The sequence below is a fragment of the Salinicola halophyticus genome (genome assembly GCF_003206695.1).
GTDB classification, from domain to species: domain Bacteria; phylum Pseudomonadota; class Gammaproteobacteria; order Pseudomonadales; family Halomonadaceae; genus Salinicola; species Salinicola halophyticus.
The window spans coordinates 426,983-443,375 of sequence record NZ_PZJN01000003.1 but is presented as its reverse complement, the minus strand read 5'-3'; the positions used below and the strand labels follow the sequence as shown (position 1 = coordinate 443,375).

Here is a 16,393-nt window from a genome sequence, read left to right as displayed (position 1 = left end):
GCGTCGTCCGTGGAACCGGCGGCGTGGCGTTCTTTTGCCGAGCATGGCGTTCTTTTGATGAACATGGCGTTGCTGTGATGAGTAACGCCCTTTGGATGAATAGGGGAACCGACGATCTCGTCGAGCCCCATGGCACCGGCAGGAGCCCGGTGATGACCGGCCGCTGGGAAGGAACCCCGGCGCATACGCAGATAAAATACGATGGTGGCGAGCGAAACGCTTCGGACTCCCTGGTTGGAAAGCTACGCCCCCGGTAGCGCTCACGATGCGTTGATTGCCAGCGATGGCTCGGTGCGCCAGCGTTGGCTGCCACTGTTGCATCAATTGGCCCAACTGGGGCGGGAGGCGCTGGTACAGCGAGCCGACGAAGTGCAGCATCTGCTGCACGAAAACGGCGTGACCTACAATCTTCCCAACGACGAAGCCGGCAGCCGGCGTCAGTGGTGGCTGGATCCACTGCCGTTGGTGATCTCGCCTCAGGAGTGGCAGCAACTCGAACAGGGCTTGCGCCAGCGCAGCCGGTTGCTGGCCGCCGTGCTCAAGGATATCTACGGGCCACGTCGGATGCTGGCGGAGGGCGTGCTGCCGGCCGATGCGCTCTATGCCAATCCTGCTTTTCTGCTCCCCTGCGATCAGCTGTTGAGCGAAGACGATCCCGGTCTGCTGTTGCACGGTGTGGATCTGACCCGCGATGCGCGCGGCCACTGGCGAGTGCTGGCCGATCGTGTCCAGTCGCCTTCGGGCGTGGGCTTCGCGCTGGAAAATCGCATCGCCATGGCTCGCGCGCTGCCGGATCTCTATCGCCGGGCGCCGCTGAGACGGCTGGCGGGCTTTCTGAGCGCCCAGCACCACTCCCTCTCATCGTTGTCACGCCTCAATTTCGATCACCCCACCATCGCGTTGCTGGCGCCGGGCCCCGGGCATGACAGTCATTTCGAACATGCATACCTGGCCAACTACCTCAATCTGGCCCTCGTCGAGGGCAGCGATCTGGTGGTGCGCGATTCGCGTGTGTGGATGCGTACGCTGGGTGGCCTTCAGCCGGTGGACGTATTGTTGCGTCACATCGGCGATGCCTGGAGCGACCCGCTGGAACTGCGCGGCGACTCGCTGATCGGCGTGCCTGGCTTGCTCGAGGCGATTCGCGCCGGTGGCGTCGGTGTGGCTAACCCCCCGGGCGTGGGCGGGCTGGAGCATCCATTGATCGCGGCGCACCTGCCTATTCTGTGCGAGCGACTGCTCGGCGAAACGTTGCAGATCGAGGGGGTCGAGCGGCACTGGTGCGGCCAGCCGGACGGGATGGCCTGGGCGATGGCCGGATTCGAGACGCTCGCTTTCCAATCTCTGGATGAAGGATCGGTTTTGATCTCGGTGGCCGATCTGAGCGAGGAGGCGGCCAGCCAGCTGCGCCAGTCCATCGTCGCCCACCCGGATCGTTACGTCGCCCAGCAGCTGCTGGAGGCGGCTACCGCGCCGTTTTTCAGTCGCGACTGCGCCGAGCTGACACCACTGTCTTTCAATGTGCGTTGCTTCACCCAGGCGGTCTTCGACGCCGACTATCGTTTCAGGGCTTACGAAACCATGCCCGGCGGCGTTGCCTGGCAGGGCGCCCCGGGCAGCGCGATGCGATCCAGCCAGTGCGTCAAGGACGTCTGGATCACCGCGGATCAACCGCAGCCGCATGTCAGTCGGTTGCGGCGTTCGCGTCAGCCGCTGGTGGTGACGCGCGATGGTGCCGATCTGCCGAGTCGTGTTGCCGATAGCCTGTTCTGGGTGGGGCGCTACGGCGAGCGACTCGAGGGACGGTCTCGACTGCTGCGCGAGGCCCTCTATCGGCTACTGGAACAGGATCAGGAAGGGCTGGCGGATGAAACGCTGATCGATCTGCTGCATCTGATGGAGCCCGATTCCGCGTCGCCCGATGCATTGCCGGTGGAACCGTTCGTCGCGCATCGAGAGCGGCTGCTGGCGCTGTTTCAGGAGAGCCGGGACGGTGGTCTGCCGATGCTGATCTCGCGCATGGTCAACAACTGTCGCGCCGTGCGTGACCATCTCGGTGACGATGCCTGGCGCGTCTTCAATCAGCTCCGTCAGGAGTCGGCGCGATTGCCCTACGCCGGGATCGATCAGGGCCGGCGATCGGTCGAGACGCTGATCACTCAGCTGGCGGCTTTCTTCGGTCTGTGCAACGAGACCATGCCGCACCACTTCGGTTGGCGTTTCATGGATATCGGACGTTTTCTCGAGCGAGCACTGGCGACCTTGAGGCTGTTGCGGCTGGCATTGATCGATTCGGCGCATGCCGGCGAGTCGCTGTGGGACGTGGTGCTGACGACGACGGATAACGCCACCGCCTATCGAAGACGTTACCGCAGTGAGCTGCATCCGGCGGCCATTCTCGATCTGCTGCTGTTCGACGAGGCCAACCCGCGCTCCGTGGGCTACATGTTCAAGCGCCTGGAACGTCAGATCGAACGTCTGCCCCAGCCGAGCAACACGCCGTATCGCAGCGATGAAGCAAGGCTGCTGATCAAGGCTCGTTCGGCGTTGCACCTGGCCGATCTGGCGCTGCTGGCGAGACTGGACGACGACGCCGAGGCCAAAAGCGCGCTGTCGGAACTGCTCGATGCCCTGACCGCGCCGCTCGAAAGGTTGTCGCTGGCCATCGAGCATAGCCATTTCAGTCACGTCGAGGCGCCGCGCCAGCTGGTTCCCATGCAGGCGCAATAAATACGCTGCCCGTTGCTCTGGGCATGGTTCTTCGGCTCGCTCGTCACAGGATTTCAGCATGCGCTACCGCGTTCGCCATACGACTCGCTATGACTACGCCTCGCCTGTCTCGCTGTGTCACAACGAGGCGCGCCTCACGCCTCGGGTATTGCCTTGGCAGAAGATCGAGACCACTGAGCTTACGATCGAGCCGCGCCCGGCGGTCGTCAGCGAACGCGCTGATTTCTTCGGTAATCGAGTGACGCGTTTCAGCGTTCAGGAGATCCATCTGGCATTGTCGGTCACCGCCTCGACCGCACTTCAGACCCAGGGGCGCCCGCTGCCACCGAGCGAGGTCGACAAGGATTGGCAGTCGGCCGCGAGCCATGCCCCTCGATTGCCTGAGCTTCGCCAATTTCAACTCGATTCGCCGTTCATCATGCGGGAATCGGCGCTGCGAGCGTTCGCGATCTCCAGCTTTCCGCCCGGTCGCCCGTTACTCGAGGCGGTGGGGGATCTCAACCGCAGGATCTTCGAGACGTTCACCTACGATCCCGAGTTCTCGACGCTGGCGACGCCGGTGCGGGAGGTTCTCCGGGCGCGGCGCGGCGTGTGCCAGGATTTCGCGCATCTGATGATCGGCAGCCTGCGCTCGCTGGGCCTTGCCGCCCGCTACGTCAGCGGCTATCTGGAAACGCTGCCGCCGCCGGGGCGCCCCCGGCTGATCGGCGCCGACGCGTCGCATGCCTGGGTCGCGGTCCATGTCCCGAACTGGGGTTGGCTGGAATACGATCCGACCAACGGCAATCTGCCCGGCGAGCGTCATCTGGTGCTGGGATGGGGAAGAGATTACGGCGACGTGCCACCTCTCAAAGGCATCATGAACGGTGGCGGCGTGCATGAGCTCGAGGTCGCCGTGGACGTCGCGCCGATCGGCGATGGCGACGAGGGCTCGCGACAGGGCGCGTTGAACGGCATCTGACCCATCGTTCAGCTGCTGTCCCCGGCCAGCCGCCGTCCGGTCAGACCGCCAGATTCTATTCAGGGTCAATTCAGAGCCAGCGTCAGGGCGAGGGGCAGGGTTCAGCCGTGGCGCGATGGCGACAGGACGAACAGCGACAGCAGCCCGGCTGCCAGTCCCCAGAACGCCGCGCCGACGCCGAACAGCGTTACCCCTGAACCGGTCACCAGAAAGGTGATCAGCGCCGGCTCGCGCTGATGGCTTTCGAGCAGGGCACGGTGAAGACTGCCACCGATGGTGGAAAGCAGTGCCAGGCCGGCAATCGCCAGCACCAGGCCCGAGGGCAAGGCATCGAATAGCGTGCCGATCGAGCCGCCGAAGAGTCCGGCCACAAGATAGAATCCGCCGGCGCAGATCGCCGCCGGGTAGCGCCGATCCCTATCGGGGTCGACTTCCGGCCCCATGCAGATCGCGGCGGTGATCGCAGCCAGACAGACGCTGAAGGCGCCGAACGGCGCGAGAACGAGCGTCGCCAAGCCGGTCCAGATCATCAGCGGCGAAATGGGCGCGTCGTATCCGGCCGCGCGCAAGGTGGCCACGCCCGGGGCATTCTGCGACGCCATGGTCACCACGAACAGCGGGACGCCCACGCCGATCAGGCTCGATAGCGAGAAAGTCGGCCAGACCGGCTGGGGTGCGGTAATGGTCAGGCCGGCCTGATGTGTATCGATCTCGCCCAAGGCTGCCGCCACGCCGAGTCCGACCAGCAATACCATGACGATGGCGTAGCGGGGCTGCCAGCGCTTGGCGGCGAGATAGGTCAGAAACATGGCCAGTACCAGCACGAAATCGCCTTCCAGCGAGGCAAAGGCCTCCAGCCCGAAGCGCAGCAGCACGCCGGCGAGCATGGCGGCGGCGATCGATTGTGGAATGATCTGCATCAGCCTGGCGAACCAGCCGGTAATACCGCAGATCAGGATCAGGACCGCGCTGAACAGGAAGACTCCGATGGCCTCGCTGAGCGGAAGGCCTGGCAGACTCACTGCCAGTAGTGCCGCGCCGGGCGTCGACCAGGCGGTCAGAATGGGTTGCCGATAGTGCAGCGAAAGCCCGATCGAGGTAACGCCCATCGCCAGGCCGAGCGCGCTCAGCCAGCCGCCGATCTGAGCGGGGCTCGCACCGGCTGCCGCGGCTGCCTGGAAAATGATCACCGCGGAGCTGGTGTATCCGACCAGAACCGCCACGAAACCGGCCGTGACGTGTGACAGAGTGATCCTTGGCAAGGCGAATCGACGGCCGGTGGGTCTGCGAGCCATGAAAGGTCTCTCGAAAGCGATCTGGAATGTGCGTTATAACGCACACGCTGAAACAATGGCAATGTGCGTGATAACGCACGCCGTTGTATTCTCGAGCTTTGCCGGCTCACTCGCCATGGCTGCGGCGGTGGATTGCGGGTAGCGTGGCGTCGGTAGCTTCTTTGAGGACAACCTGTTGGGAGACAGCATGGAGGCGGACCTGACGGCCATCGGCCGCCACTTGAAAAAGCACCGCAGCGAGCGTGGCTGGAGTCTTGACCGGGTCGCTCGGGAGAGCGGCGTGAGCAAGGCGATGCTGGGACAGATCGAACGCGGTGAATCCACGCCGACCGTATCGACGCTGTGGAAAATAGCCAGTGGGCTGCGAGTGCCGCTTTCAGGCTTTCTGGTAGCGGAAGGCGCGCTACAGCGCCCGACAATGGCACCGCGCCATCACGATGCCTCGGGGATGATCGTGACGCCGCTGTTCGCATTCGACCCTGCGCTGGGCTTCGAGATGTTTCTGATCGAGATGCCCCAGGGCACGCTCAGCGAATCGACGCCGCATGCCGCCGGTGTGGTCGAACATCTGATCGTGCTGGAAGGGGTGATGGAGCTGCGCCTAAGCGGTGATTGGCAGACCCTCTCGGCCGGAGACGCCGTTCGGTTCCCGGCGGATCAACCCCATGCCTATCGCAACCAGTCCCGAGCGCCGGCCAGAATCCATGATCTGATTCACCATCCGTTCAGCCCGTGAAGCGCCGCGGGTATCGGTTTTATTGGCCTTGATAGCGGTCTTCTCGTCTGTCCTCGCAGTGCGCTGGTCTCGTCAGGTCATTGGTAGCCAGTTCGTCGTCGGCCAGGTCGTCTACCAGAGCTCCGCCAGCCAGAGCCTGGGGCCGGTAGCGGGCCAGCAGCGCCCACAGCGTCGCCGCGGTATCGACGTCCGGCTGGCCGCTGTAGCTGGCCGGGCGAAAATGCATCTGGAACGCTCGCAGCACGTTCCGAGTGCGGCTATCCAGCTCGCCGGTGATATCGATGGCATAGCCATAGGCGCTCAAGGCTTGCTGGATCTGCCGGATCGTGGGGACGCAACGCGCGAACTGTTGGCGGTAGGCGACGACATCGGCGTCGTTCGGCCAGGCCCCGATACCGGCGTCGTGGAGTCTTTTCCAAGGGAAGCGCGGGCCCGGATCGATCTTGCGTGACGGGGCGATGTCCGAATGGCCCAGAATCGCCGTCGGCGGCAGCTGATAGCGGTGAACGATGTCCTTTGCCAGGGCGATGACCGCCTCGATCTGTGCCTCGGAATAAGGTTGCCATTGTCGCCCACGCGGTGACATGTCCTGCGGGCCGCGGTTGACGATCTCCACGCCGATGGACGTATCGTTGAGCTGCGTGCGGTCTTCCCAGGCGCTGATGCCGGCATGCCAGGCGCGATCCCTCTCGTCGACCAGTTGCCAGATCCGAGGCAGGCTATCCGTCGTCGCAGGCTGTCTGGGTACCAGATAGTGCGAGCTGACATCGGGCCCCAGCAGGGTATGCATCGCTCTGGATTCGTCGGAATCCGTGTAATGCAGAATCAGGTAGCGGATGCGCTGGTTGTAGGCGCGGGAGGAATGCGCTTGATCGGCGATGTAGCCGTCTCGGACTTCGCTGGTGGGGGTACCGGCGCAACCGGCCAGCATGATCAGCAGCAGCCAGCCGGTCAGATGACGCATGACGCCCAGGGGCGGTTCCTCGCGATTGAATGTCATAGTACGCTCAGCAGGTAACGGGTCAGCAGGCCCAACGTCAATGTCAGCGAGAAACTCAACATCGTGCCGAGCAACACGTATTCGGTCAGTTTGCGATCACGGTCTTCATACAGATCGCCGAAGCGCAGCACCGATTTGGCCGTCAGCAGGAAGCCGATCGCGGCCATCTGATGGCTCAATACGAAAGTCAGAATGAGAAAGCGCTCGAGCATGCCGATTCTGGCTCCCGCATCGGCCAGCGTGCCGCGGGTATCCACGCCTTCGCTCCAGCGTCGCATGATCAGCGCGATCAGGATCGAGGCGGGGCGCATCACCACGAGATAGACCAGCGCGACCAGCAGGGTCTGAGGCTGCCATAGCAGGTCGAGTTCGACAGGGAATCCCGACAGGCTGGCATCGATGATCCACCACCACACGGCGGCCAGAATCGCCAGATGCAATCCCTGATCCATCAGGAAGAAACTGACTCTGCGCGGTGGGGTATAGCTCTTGAGTACATCGATCAGCCCGTGTGTAAGCCCGATGATCAGCATGGCGGCAACGGCTTTCAGGATGTCGACGCCAAATACGACCATGACCGCCAGGCTCGACAACGAATGAATACCCACATGCCAGTAAAGGGATATCGCGCGCCAGTGATCGCGCTGCTTCTGGTTCGCCCAGGTGTCGCTCTGCAAGATGAAATCCGAAAGCGTGTGGCACAGCAGCAGAGCCAGCAGCAGCGACAACTCGATCTCGTTCATGTCAGCGCCTCCAGCCGTAACCGGGCAAGATCGAGGAAGTCGCGAATCAACGGCCAACGCGCGGCACTCAGGCGGCGGTTGACAGTGGGCTGGGAACGTTCCAGTCGTCGCGCGAGTTCGCTTTGAGAGAGATCGGTAGTCAGGCTGAAGCGAACCACTTCCGCGGCATTGTGGCTCCAGTGGCTGATGATGTCGTCGGCGAAGCGGACCAGCAGCTCCAGATCGGGCTGTGGCGGCGTGATGAACAGTCCCAGGCGCTGATGGCCGCGACTCGTTATATCGTCCAGACCTTGCCCGGAACGCACGAAAGCTTCTCCATCGGCATCGACGAAATTGTCTAATGTGGGCATCTCGCTCTCTCCGATGCCGACCGCAATTCGGGCATCCCACATCTGCTGTCGAGAGGGCGAGTGCTCGATGAGACTCGCCCGCATGATGACCGCCGCGATAAGGGCATTCTGGGGTTTGGGTATCGCCAACTGGAAAGCGTCGCCACGAAATCGCATGCCTACCGCGCCGAGCGTTGTCTCGAGACGCCCGAGGCCCGTGTCCATCGCCCGACGCAACTTGCGCTTGTCGGTAATATCACGGGAGGCAACGATGTCTCCGCTGAGCACGCCGATCACTGACATGAGGCTCCTCGCCGGTAGTTTCCGATTGGGAATGTTAACTATAGCGTAAAAAAGCTATTTTTAGATTTATGCATGAAAAAGGCTATAAATAAAGCGTATTGCCGATACGCCGATAAGCTCAATCTAAATAAGGGCTGTATAAATATCCAGTTATTGCGTGTAAAAAATGTTGCCTGAATGGCACGAGCCGTCCAGTTTGCGTCGAGACCCCGCAATCTCTGCGGCGCGATCTCAAAGGTTCGGCAGTGGAGTGTCGCAGAGCGGGGGATCGGCCAGCTCGGATTCGGCAGGGGTGGAAGGGGAAGAGTGGGATCGGGGCGCGCCGATCAACCTTGCCGCGACCCGATTTCTACCATGCGCCTTGCAGTCGTAGAGCGCCTGGTCGGCATGCGTGATCATGTCGTCAATATCGACCAGCAGACCATTCGGGCTGGTCACGACTCCGACGCTGACGGTAACGACGTCAGCCACCGGTGAATATTCGTGGGGCAGTCCCAGTGCCTGAATCATGCCGCGCATGGCATCGGCCAGCGACCAGGCTTCCTCTTCGTCGATATTGATCAGCAGCACCAGAAACTCTTCGCCACCCAGACGTATGACCACATCGGTGTCCCGGCGAAAGGTGTCCTTCAGCACGCCGGCAAGATCGACCAGGCAGGCATCTCCGGCGGGATGGCCATAGTTGTCATTGAACGGTTTGAAGTGATCGACATCGATCATCATTGCGGAGACCGTGCAACTCAGCCGCCGGCTCAGCGGGATCAGCATGTCGAGACGGCGCTCGAGCAGACGGCGATTGCCTAGTCCGGTCAACGGATCATTCAATGTCTGTTCTAGCAGTGCGGCATTGTGACGACGAGACTCTTCGATCAGCGTCTGCAATTGCCTCGCCAACAACCCGACGGCATCGAGGCGCTGCGAAAGTTCGGCGGGCATCTCTTGCGGCGTATCGCTGAAATCGTGTTCGAGGCTGACATGATCCGTCAGGCGCCGTATCGGCATCAGCAGGCAGCGGTCGAGTAACCACAGGCTGGTCCCCAGTCCCAGCAGACCGATAACCACTGCCCCCAGCACGATGATCGCGAATGGACGCCCCGCGGCTGCCTGCCAAGCGACTCCCACTATCAGCGCCGAGGTACATAGCCAGATCCCGCCGACTGCGCCTGTCGTCTGTTTCAAGAAATGAATTTTCATTGTAGGTATTGTCTTCCATCGAGGTCGCAGGTATCGATGCATCGCTTTTTTGCGTAGCCGTGGTTATTGTGTCCCGCCTTGTCTACGGTGTTGCCGTTGCCCGGCCTTGAAGTCGAATTTCATGCCTGGCTCCGATGCTCGACCGTTGCATGGAAGGCCAAATGCAAGACTGTCGATATTTGGCCGGCTACTAGTCGATATCGACGGTATGAAGCAGAAACTGTAGCGCTGAAGGCCGGCGCACGGAAATGACCCAATAGCCTTGATGGGTCAACTTTTCATGCGACGCTATTTGCTTATTGGAAATTTCATCCGGTAGCGCCGATGGAGAGCGCCATGAATACCGGCCCTGCGTCGTGCGCCCCGGCGGTCTTCCGGTCGCTGCTCTTCAGGTGTCTGGTAAGGTTCACCGGCGCCTGTTTCATTGTCTATTCCCCGTCGACATTATTTCGGTCATTATTTTCCTACGGCTATCTTCCTATTTCGGTATCGTTAAGTCAGAAAAGACTCGATTGTCGATCGATAAAGAACGATCCCCATAGAGCCATCCACAACGAGTGATGGGCAAAGTTGTTGAACTTGGAAACAGGTCCGAGACAACTATCTCGAGAAGGGTAATCAGAGCGAGTCGTCACTCACCTGCACCTCAATAGAGATTTGTTATTGCTCGACTTTAAAAAAATCATCCGGGCGCGCTTGCAAGTTGGCGGATATCCGCAATAATGATCACGCTTAAACCAATCCGCAACGGAACAACGAACGCATGTCTCTACTTAGCGATTACGTCAAAAAAGAACAGCTCCTGAAGCAGTTGGAAGAAGAGCTGAAACGCATGGAAGGCGATCAGCGCCTGAAAGCCGAAATCGAGTTCAAGGAAAAGCTCGAAGCGCTGATGGCCGAGTACGGCAAGACGACACGTGATGTCATCGAACTGCTCAACCCGAAAGCCGATAGTGCACCGGCGGCTGGTCAGACCGGTTCCACCGGCGGGCGTCGCAAGCGCAAGCTGAAGATCTACAAGAATCCCAAGACTGGGGATGTGGTCGAGACGCGCGGTGGTAACCACAAGACGCTGAAAGCCTGGAAAGACGAACACGGCAGCGATACCGTCGAGTCCTGGGTCGTCAGAACGGAAGACTGAGCGCTTTCTAACTTTTTCCGCGCTTAGGTGAAAGAACCCTCCGCCGTTGTGTCTCGGCGGAGGGTTCTGCGTTAAAGCGCTTTTCGGCTCTGGAAACGTCAGGCCTTGGAGCTGATGCCGCCAAATCCGTGATGGCGGGATTCACCGTTGCGACCGTAGACGCTGCCCCCAATGGCACGATTGAGAAAATCGATAGCCTTCTGGTTGTGCTCCAGGCGCGCGGAGATGATATGGCCATTCAGCCGGTTGCTCCGGCGAACCTGCTCCGCTAGCTGACGAGTGCGCTGCCACGTAACGTGGTGATCCAGCGCCTGGGCAAACTGCTCTGCGCCCTGACTTCCTAGACTGAACCCCATTGTCTGCTGATATTCGCGGCGTTGTTTCTCGATGCGGTCGAGCTCGTGGAGCTGCTGCTGCTTGAGTGCTGCCAGGGCGCTCAGACGCTCCCCATCGACCTTGCCCTCGCCGAGACAGCCGGCTTCCTCATCGAGCGTTTCAGCGAACGCCTGCAGCAGGGTCTTTTGCTCGACAATCAATTCGGCTGGCGTCATGCGGCGGTTCCTGAAACGGGTTTTAAGATCGGATGTTCAGCGCTCACCCAGCATATCGCGGACGCTCTTAACCAGACCGTCGGCAATCTTGCCGGTGTCGAGCTCGAGGCGGCCTTCGGAGATCGCCTGGCGAATCTCGTTGACGCGAGCGGTATCGATGTCACTGCTGTCATCGGCAGTCGCGATCTGACTCAGCGTCGTTCTGGAGCCGGCGGCCGTGTGAGCACCCTCGACCGTCTCTGCACCTTTGCGCTGCTCGGTGGCTTCATTCTGAGCCGGACGAGTCAGGGGATGTGTTTGATCGATTTTCACGGTCATTACCTCATGGCTGGATGCACGATCCTGTGCTTGCCTACGTTATCGGCAGAACCCGCGGGAGCTGAAAGAGATTCGGGCAGAGTTTTGTGAAGAAATTTATCTGAACGGTTCAGAAATCGACTCGCAGTTGATCCTGGCCCGTCACTCGGCCCTGCAGGATCTGGTTGGATTCCGTCTTGAGTCGAATGGTACTCCCCAGCCCGCCATTATCCAGTGCCTCGACGCTACGGCTGACATGAAAGCCCTGGCCGACAGCGGTGAGTACTACCGTGTCTCCTCGTTTTACCATCCATGGCTCTCTGAGCATATTATCGGTCAATACCGCGCCGTCGGGAATGCGCCGGGTCGCGATCATGCCTGCGGCCTGACCGATGTCGTCGAGATAGCCGCGTCGCAGCCGCGAGATGTCCGACTCCTGCCAGCCAAGCTCTGCCGCATCGATTCGCTGTCCGGGAGCGATCGATTGCTGTACCACCAGATGGCGAACCATGGCCGAGACCGTTGCCTGCAGGTAGCGCGTTCGCTCTCCCTCACTCCCGCAATGTACACCGACCGTGACCCGACCCTGGGGAATGCCGGGTCGCGGCAGAAACGGCTGCGGTGCCGGACAATCGCCCAGATCGGCAGCGCTGTCCCGGATCTCGATCGTCACCTGGTCGCCGAGCGAGGCGGTTCGCTGTTCGAGAAAGCGCTTCACGCTGGCGGATACCGTGTCGCCGGTCGGCAATTCGGCATCGGCTTGGGCGATCGAGGGTATCGGTAGCAGAGAGAGTGCGAACAGCGATGCCATCAGCGTCGTGGCGCCGACCCACAGCAGTCGCCGGAGAGCAGGGCGGTATTTCGATCGGGGGCGCTGGGCTGCTTCTGGGGGGGCGACACGCATATCACGGCTCTCGGTGGGTATGCTCTAGGTGACTAGTGAGGAGCGCGGTACATCGCGTCGATTCATATCGCTGGCACATGTGTCCCGTAGCCGTTCTTGGATACATGGCGCCCATCGACGCAATCCTCCACGTTGGATAGCGATTTTAAGCCTGAACCTACAAGAGCATTGATGAAAATGGCGCGCAATTAACGGTCTGTTTACACGTTTGATGCGAGCCTCCCGCCGCTATTCTCCATCCTGTCAATTTTCCAGCGAACGCCATTCGAGGTGCATACGGCATGTTCGACAAGTTGGATAACGCGCTGCGCTTTCAGCAGGAAGCCATCAATCTGCGTGCAGAGCGTCAACAGGTGCTGGCGAACAATATCGCCAACGCCGACACGCCCAACTTCAAAGCACGCGATTTCGACTTCCGTGCGGAGTTGAATCGGGTCATGGAACAGGGCCGTAGCGAGTCGTCCGGCGGACTGTCGCTGACGCGGACGTCGGCTCGTCATATTCCGGCTCAGGCCAGCGGTAGATCGGGCGTGGAAAATCTGGGCTACCGCATGCCGGATCAGCCGAGCCTCGACGGCAATACGGTCGACATGGATCGCGAGCGCTCGGCCTTCGCCGATAATTCGATGCGCTATCAAGCGGACGTCACCTTCGTTAGCCGTAAAATCCAAGGGCTGAAGAAAGCCATGCAGTCGGAGTAACACGATGTCGATGTTCAGTGTATTCGAGATTTCCGGTTCGGCGCTGTCGGCCAATTCACAGCGCATGAACGTAACCGCCAGCAACCTGGCCAATGCCGACAGCGTCGCTGGGCCTGACGGACAGCCGTACCACGCCCGGCAAGTGATGTTTCAGGCGATGAGCCAGCAGGATGGCAGCGCGGGCGGGGTGCGGGTCAACGGGGTCGTCGAGGACGACACCACGCCGATGCGCATGGAGTATCGGCCCGGACATCCCTTGGCCAATGACGAGGGCTATGTGCAGATGCCCAACGTCGATCCGGTCAACGAGATGGTCGACATGATCGCCGCCTCTCGCTCTTATCAGGCCAACGTCGAGGTCATGAATACCGCCAAGACGTTGATGACCAAAACACTCACGATCGGCGAAGGCTGATCGATGCGGCTCATGTCAGGTCGGGTCGTATCCAGTCGGATCACATCAAGGAGACGTCATGTCCAGTCCGGTGATCGGTAGCAGCACGCTTGCCAATATCAATGGCGCGGCCGCCAAAAGCAGCACCACGGGAGTCGATTCCGGCAGCGAACTCAATGATCGCTTCATGACGCTACTCGTCACGCAGTTGAAGAATCAGGATCCGACCAGCCCGATGGAAAACTCGGACATGACCGCGCAGCTGGCGCAGATCAATACCGTCAGCGGTATCGAGAAGCTCAACGACAGCCTGTCCGCCATCACCGACCAGATCGATGCGGGACAAGCCTTGCAGGCCACGGCGTTGATCGGCCAGGGCGTGATGGTGCCGGGCAACGAGATTCTGGTCGGAGCATCCGAGGAATCCACCAGCGATGTCGTTACAACGCCGATCGGCGTGGAGCTGGACAGCGCTGTCGAAGATCTTCAGGTCGATATCCGCGGTGCCAGTGGCGAAATCATCGACAGCTTCTCGACCGGGCCGCTGGAAGCCGGCGTGCATAGCTTCACCTGGGATGGAAAATTGCCCGATGGCACAAGCGCCACTACCAATAGTACTTACACGGCTTCCCTCACCGGAACCGTGGGAGACGAGACATACGCACCGACGACCCTGAATTACGCTCTCGTCAACGGCGTGATTCAGGGCGCGAATGGCGCTCAACTCGACTTGGGATACGCTCAGGATCCCGTGGCGCTCTCGGAAGTGCGTCAGATTCTCTGAGTGAGATCAGTAGCGACAAAAAAACCGTTCTAGCTTACGCAACCGATAAACGCAGAGGATCAGTCATGGGCTTTTCACAGGCATTGAGCGGCGTCAACGCCGCGTCTCAGCAGCTGGATGTCATCGGCAACAACATTTCCAACTCTCAGACCAAAGGCTTCAAGAGCGGGTCAGTGCAGTTCTCCGATGTCTTCGCCAACAGCGCCGTGGGTCTGGGGACTCGGGTTTCCGGTGTGCTGCAGGACTTCGGTACCGGCAGTCTGGAAGCCACCGGGCGCAACCTGGATGTCGCCATTAGCGGCGACGGTTTCCTGCGTTTTCAGCAGGAAGGCGAGGTCGGCTATTCGCGCAACGGCCAGTTGACGATGACCGCCGACGGTTATCTGGAAAATGCTCAGGGCGCGCGGCTGATGGGTTATGGCCTGGCCGATGCGGGTGACGTCAATTCCGGCGTCGTGGTCGGCGGCCAGCCCCAGGTGCTCAACATCCCGGCGTCGGATATGCCGGCGAGCGCTACCGGCGCCACCGGCACGGGGATCAACATCCAGCTCAATCTGGATGCGTCCACGGTTGCCGACGAGTCTTCCACGGCGGTTCTCTATAACAGTCTCGCTGCCAAGACGGCTGAAGACACCACTGAGCAGACCACCGTTCCCTACAACTACTCGACGAGTTTCACGGTCTACGATTCCCAGGGCGAGCAGCACAACTCCACGCTTTATTTCCAGAAGACCGACGATAACGCCTGGAGCGCGCGTACCGCGCTGGATGGCGTGGTGACGGATCAGGAATTCCCGGTGACGTTCGACAACGACGGCAAGCTGGCGACGATCGACGGTGCTGACGCAACGGCCAACCCCGTCGACTGGCCGACGCTGGCTTTCGGCGCCAATGAACTCGGCAATGGTGTCGACCCGGTCAACGCCACCTTCAACATGGCGGGCAGCACCCAGTTCTCCAACGACTCAACGGTCAAGAGCCTGGCGCAGGATGGCTATGGTTCCGGTGCCCTGGTCGGCATCAGCTTCGCCGATGACGGCTCGGTCGTGGGCAGCTATGCCAACGAGAAGACCGTTAATCTGGGCCAGATCGCGCTGGCAACCTTCCGTAACCCCGAGGGTCTGTCACCGTCCGGCGGCAACCTGTTCGCGGCGACGGCGACTTCGGGTAATGAACTGCTGGGAACCGCAGGTACCGGCACGCTGGGATCGATCGAGTCCGAGACACTGGAAGCCTCTAACGTCGATCTGACGCAGGAGCTGGTCAACCTGATCATTGCGCAGCGCAACTATCAGGCCAACACCAACTCGATTCGCACCCAGTCCGAGGTGATGGATCAGGTCGCGCAGCTGCGCTGATAGTTCTGTTGCCAACACACTGGCGTTGCCGGTCGCTATGTGACCGGCAACGACCTTGCTTCGATAGACTTCGCTTCGAAAGACCTCACTTCGACAGACCTGATGCGAAAGCTCTGGTCCGAAAGGCGCTGACTTGAAAGGCACTGACTTGAGAGGCACTGACCTGAAAGGCACTGGGCATGGATAGACTTCTTTACACCGCCGGCGGTGGCGCGAGCCAGACCATGGCGCAGCAGTCGGTGGTCAACAACAACCTGGCCAACGTCAGCACGCCGGGATTTCGCGGCGAGCTGATGGCGCTTCGCGCGGTGCCGGTAGAGGGCGAAGCGCGCCTGCCGACACGTGTCGCCTCGATGATGACCACGCCGGGCGCGGACTTCACGCCGGGCAACATCAACACGACCGGACGCAGCCTCGACGTTGCCCTGCAAGGGGGCGATACCTGGCTGGCCGTACAGTCCCCGGATGGCGGCGAAGCCTATACCCGGCGCGGTGATCTGCAGGTCGACTCGACCGGTTTGCTGACCTCGCTCGGCAACCCTGTGCTCTCGGACAACGGTCAGGCGATCGTGGTACCGCTTGGTGGCGACGTGACGATTGCGGCCGATGGCTCGATCAGCGTGCTGGAGCCGGGACAGAATCCCGATGCCGTGGCCCCGTTGGCGCGCCTCAAGATGGTTGCGCCGGGCAACGACAACCTGGTGCGCGGCGAAGACGGGCTGTTTCGCATGACGCCGGCGCAAGGTCAGGACATCGCGGCGCCGATACCCGCCGACGATACACGGCGCCTGGTTCCCGGTGCGCTCGAAGGCAGTAACGTGACCGCGACCGATGCGATGATCTCGATGATCGACAGCGCCCGCCGTTACGACATGCACATGAAGGTGATCGAAAGCGCGGACGAGAACGAGCAACGCGCCAACAGTCTGCTTTCTCTGACCAGCTGATGCCAGCCGCCGCGCTAGCTCACCG

The 16,393-nt window shown here is 61.0% G+C and carries 17 protein-coding genes and 1 pseudogene; 10 read left to right on the top strand and 8 right to left on the bottom strand.

Annotation, left to right across the window (positions count from 1 at the left end):
* Nucleotides 1-234 precede the first annotated feature (234 nt).
* Together DOM58_RS04185 and DOM58_RS04180 are read left to right on the top strand one after the other, a co-directional pair.
* Nucleotides 235-2,730, top strand: coding sequence for a circularly permuted type 2 ATP-grasp protein (locus DOM58_RS04185; protein ID WP_157957484.1), 2,496 nt, complete (start codon nucleotides 235-237; stop codon nucleotides 2,728-2,730).
* 58 nt (nucleotides 2,731-2,788) lie between these two features.
* Complete coding sequence (locus tag DOM58_RS04180; protein WP_110691862.1) at nucleotides 2,789-3,691, top strand: transglutaminase family protein; 903 nt, start codon at nucleotides 2,789-2,791, stop codon at nucleotides 3,689-3,691.
* Nucleotides 3,692-3,792: 101 nt separating this feature from the next.
* Here the strand turns inward: DOM58_RS04180 and DOM58_RS04175 are convergent, their stop codons facing one another.
* A complete protein-coding gene (locus tag DOM58_RS04175; protein WP_110691861.1) occupies nucleotides 3,793-4,986 on the bottom strand; it encodes a benzoate/H(+) symporter BenE family transporter in 1,194 nt (397 codons plus the stop codon).
* Nucleotides 4,987-5,173: 187 nt separating this feature from the next.
* Between DOM58_RS04175 and DOM58_RS04170 the strand changes: the two genes are divergently transcribed.
* Nucleotides 5,174-5,722 (top strand): helix-turn-helix domain-containing protein, encoded by a 549-nt coding sequence (locus tag DOM58_RS04170; protein WP_110691860.1) that lies wholly within the window; start codon nucleotides 5,174-5,176, stop codon nucleotides 5,720-5,722.
* A gap of 19 nt (nucleotides 5,723-5,741) precedes the next feature.
* On the opposite strand, the gene DOM58_RS04165 is transcribed toward DOM58_RS04170, so the two are convergent.
* The 4 genes from DOM58_RS04165 to DOM58_RS04150 form a co-directional block, all read right to left on the bottom strand.
* Nucleotides 5,742-6,722 carry an N-acetylmuramoyl-L-alanine amidase gene (locus tag DOM58_RS04165; RefSeq protein WP_245392144.1) on the bottom strand — a complete coding sequence of 327 codons (981 nt, stop codon included), beginning with the start codon at nucleotides 6,720-6,722 and terminating at the stop codon, nucleotides 5,742-5,744.
* Nucleotides 6,719-7,465 carry a DUF3307 domain-containing protein gene (locus tag DOM58_RS04160; protein ID WP_110691859.1) on the bottom strand — a complete coding sequence of 249 codons (747 nt, stop codon included), beginning with the start codon at nucleotides 7,463-7,465 and terminating at the stop codon, nucleotides 6,719-6,721. Before DOM58_RS04160 ends, DOM58_RS04165 begins: the two co-directional genes overlap by 4 nt.
* A complete protein-coding gene (locus tag DOM58_RS04155) occupies nucleotides 7,462-8,097 on the bottom strand; it encodes a hypothetical protein (protein ID WP_110691858.1) in 636 nt (211 codons plus the stop codon). Before DOM58_RS04155 ends, DOM58_RS04160 begins: the two co-directional genes overlap by 4 nt.
* A 231-nt stretch (nucleotides 8,098-8,328) precedes the next feature.
* Nucleotides 8,329-9,276 (bottom strand): GGDEF domain-containing protein, encoded by a 948-nt coding sequence (locus DOM58_RS04150; RefSeq protein WP_157957483.1) that lies wholly within the window; start codon nucleotides 9,274-9,276, stop codon nucleotides 8,329-8,331.
* 778 nt (nucleotides 9,277-10,054) lie between these two features.
* Between DOM58_RS04150 and DOM58_RS04145 the strand changes: the two genes are divergently transcribed.
* Nucleotides 10,055-10,432 carry a histone-like nucleoid-structuring protein, MvaT/MvaU family gene (locus DOM58_RS04145; RefSeq protein ID WP_110691856.1) on the top strand — a complete coding sequence of 126 codons (378 nt, stop codon included), beginning with the start codon at nucleotides 10,055-10,057 and terminating at the stop codon, nucleotides 10,430-10,432.
* Between the two features lie 98 nt (nucleotides 10,433-10,530).
* Here the strand turns inward: DOM58_RS04145 and DOM58_RS04140 are convergent, their stop codons facing one another.
* From DOM58_RS04140 to flgA, 3 genes are all read right to left on the bottom strand, one after another.
* Nucleotides 10,531-10,983: a flagella synthesis protein FlgN gene (locus DOM58_RS04140; RefSeq protein ID WP_110691855.1), complete on the bottom strand. Its 453-nt coding sequence runs from the start codon at nucleotides 10,981-10,983 to the stop codon at nucleotides 10,531-10,533.
* 36 nt (nucleotides 10,984-11,019) lie between these two features.
* On the bottom strand, nucleotides 11,020-11,295 hold the full coding sequence (gene flgM / locus DOM58_RS04135; protein WP_075562427.1) for a flagellar biosynthesis anti-sigma factor FlgM: 276 nt from the start codon (nucleotides 11,293-11,295) through the stop codon (nucleotides 11,020-11,022).
* A gap of 115 nt (nucleotides 11,296-11,410) precedes the next feature.
* A complete protein-coding gene (gene flgA, locus DOM58_RS04130; RefSeq protein WP_083627800.1) occupies nucleotides 11,411-12,184 on the bottom strand; it encodes a flagellar basal body P-ring formation chaperone FlgA in 774 nt (257 codons plus the stop codon).
* Between the two features lie 281 nt (nucleotides 12,185-12,465).
* Between flgA and flgB the strand changes: the two genes are divergently transcribed.
* The 6 genes and pseudogenes from flgB (at nucleotide 12,466) to DOM58_RS04105 (ending at nucleotide 16,368) form a co-directional block, all read left to right on the top strand.
* On the top strand, nucleotides 12,466-12,885 hold the full coding sequence (gene flgB, locus DOM58_RS04125) for a flagellar basal body rod protein FlgB (protein WP_075562372.1): 420 nt from the start codon (nucleotides 12,466-12,468) through the stop codon (nucleotides 12,883-12,885).
* A 4-nt stretch (nucleotides 12,886-12,889) separates the two neighbouring features.
* Nucleotides 12,890-13,300 (top strand): flagellar basal body rod protein FlgC, encoded by a 411-nt coding sequence (gene flgC / locus DOM58_RS04120; RefSeq protein WP_110691854.1) that lies wholly within the window; start codon nucleotides 12,890-12,892, stop codon nucleotides 13,298-13,300.
* Between the two features lie 58 nt (nucleotides 13,301-13,358).
* Nucleotides 13,359-14,063 (top strand): flagellar hook assembly protein FlgD, encoded by a 705-nt coding sequence (locus DOM58_RS04115; RefSeq protein WP_110691853.1) that lies wholly within the window; start codon nucleotides 13,359-13,361, stop codon nucleotides 14,061-14,063.
* A gap of 65 nt (nucleotides 14,064-14,128) precedes the next feature.
* Nucleotides 14,129-15,421 carry a flagellar hook protein FlgE gene (gene flgE / locus DOM58_RS04110; RefSeq protein ID WP_110691852.1) on the top strand — a complete coding sequence of 431 codons (1,293 nt, stop codon included), beginning with the start codon at nucleotides 14,129-14,131 and terminating at the stop codon, nucleotides 15,419-15,421.
* A gap of 124 nt (nucleotides 15,422-15,545) precedes the next feature.
* Nucleotides 15,546-15,608: pseudogene (locus tag DOM58_RS17855) on the top strand (pentapeptide repeat-containing protein); the annotation flags it as partial.
* The gene (locus DOM58_RS04105; RefSeq protein ID WP_110691851.1) at nucleotides 15,601-16,368 is read left to right on the top strand and encodes a flagellar basal body rod protein FlgF; all 768 of its coding nucleotides are present in this window, start codon (nucleotides 15,601-15,603) and stop codon (nucleotides 16,366-16,368) included. The pseudogene DOM58_RS17855 and the gene DOM58_RS04105, both read left to right, overlap by 8 nt.
* The last annotated feature ends 25 nt before the right edge of the window (nucleotides 16,369-16,393 follow it).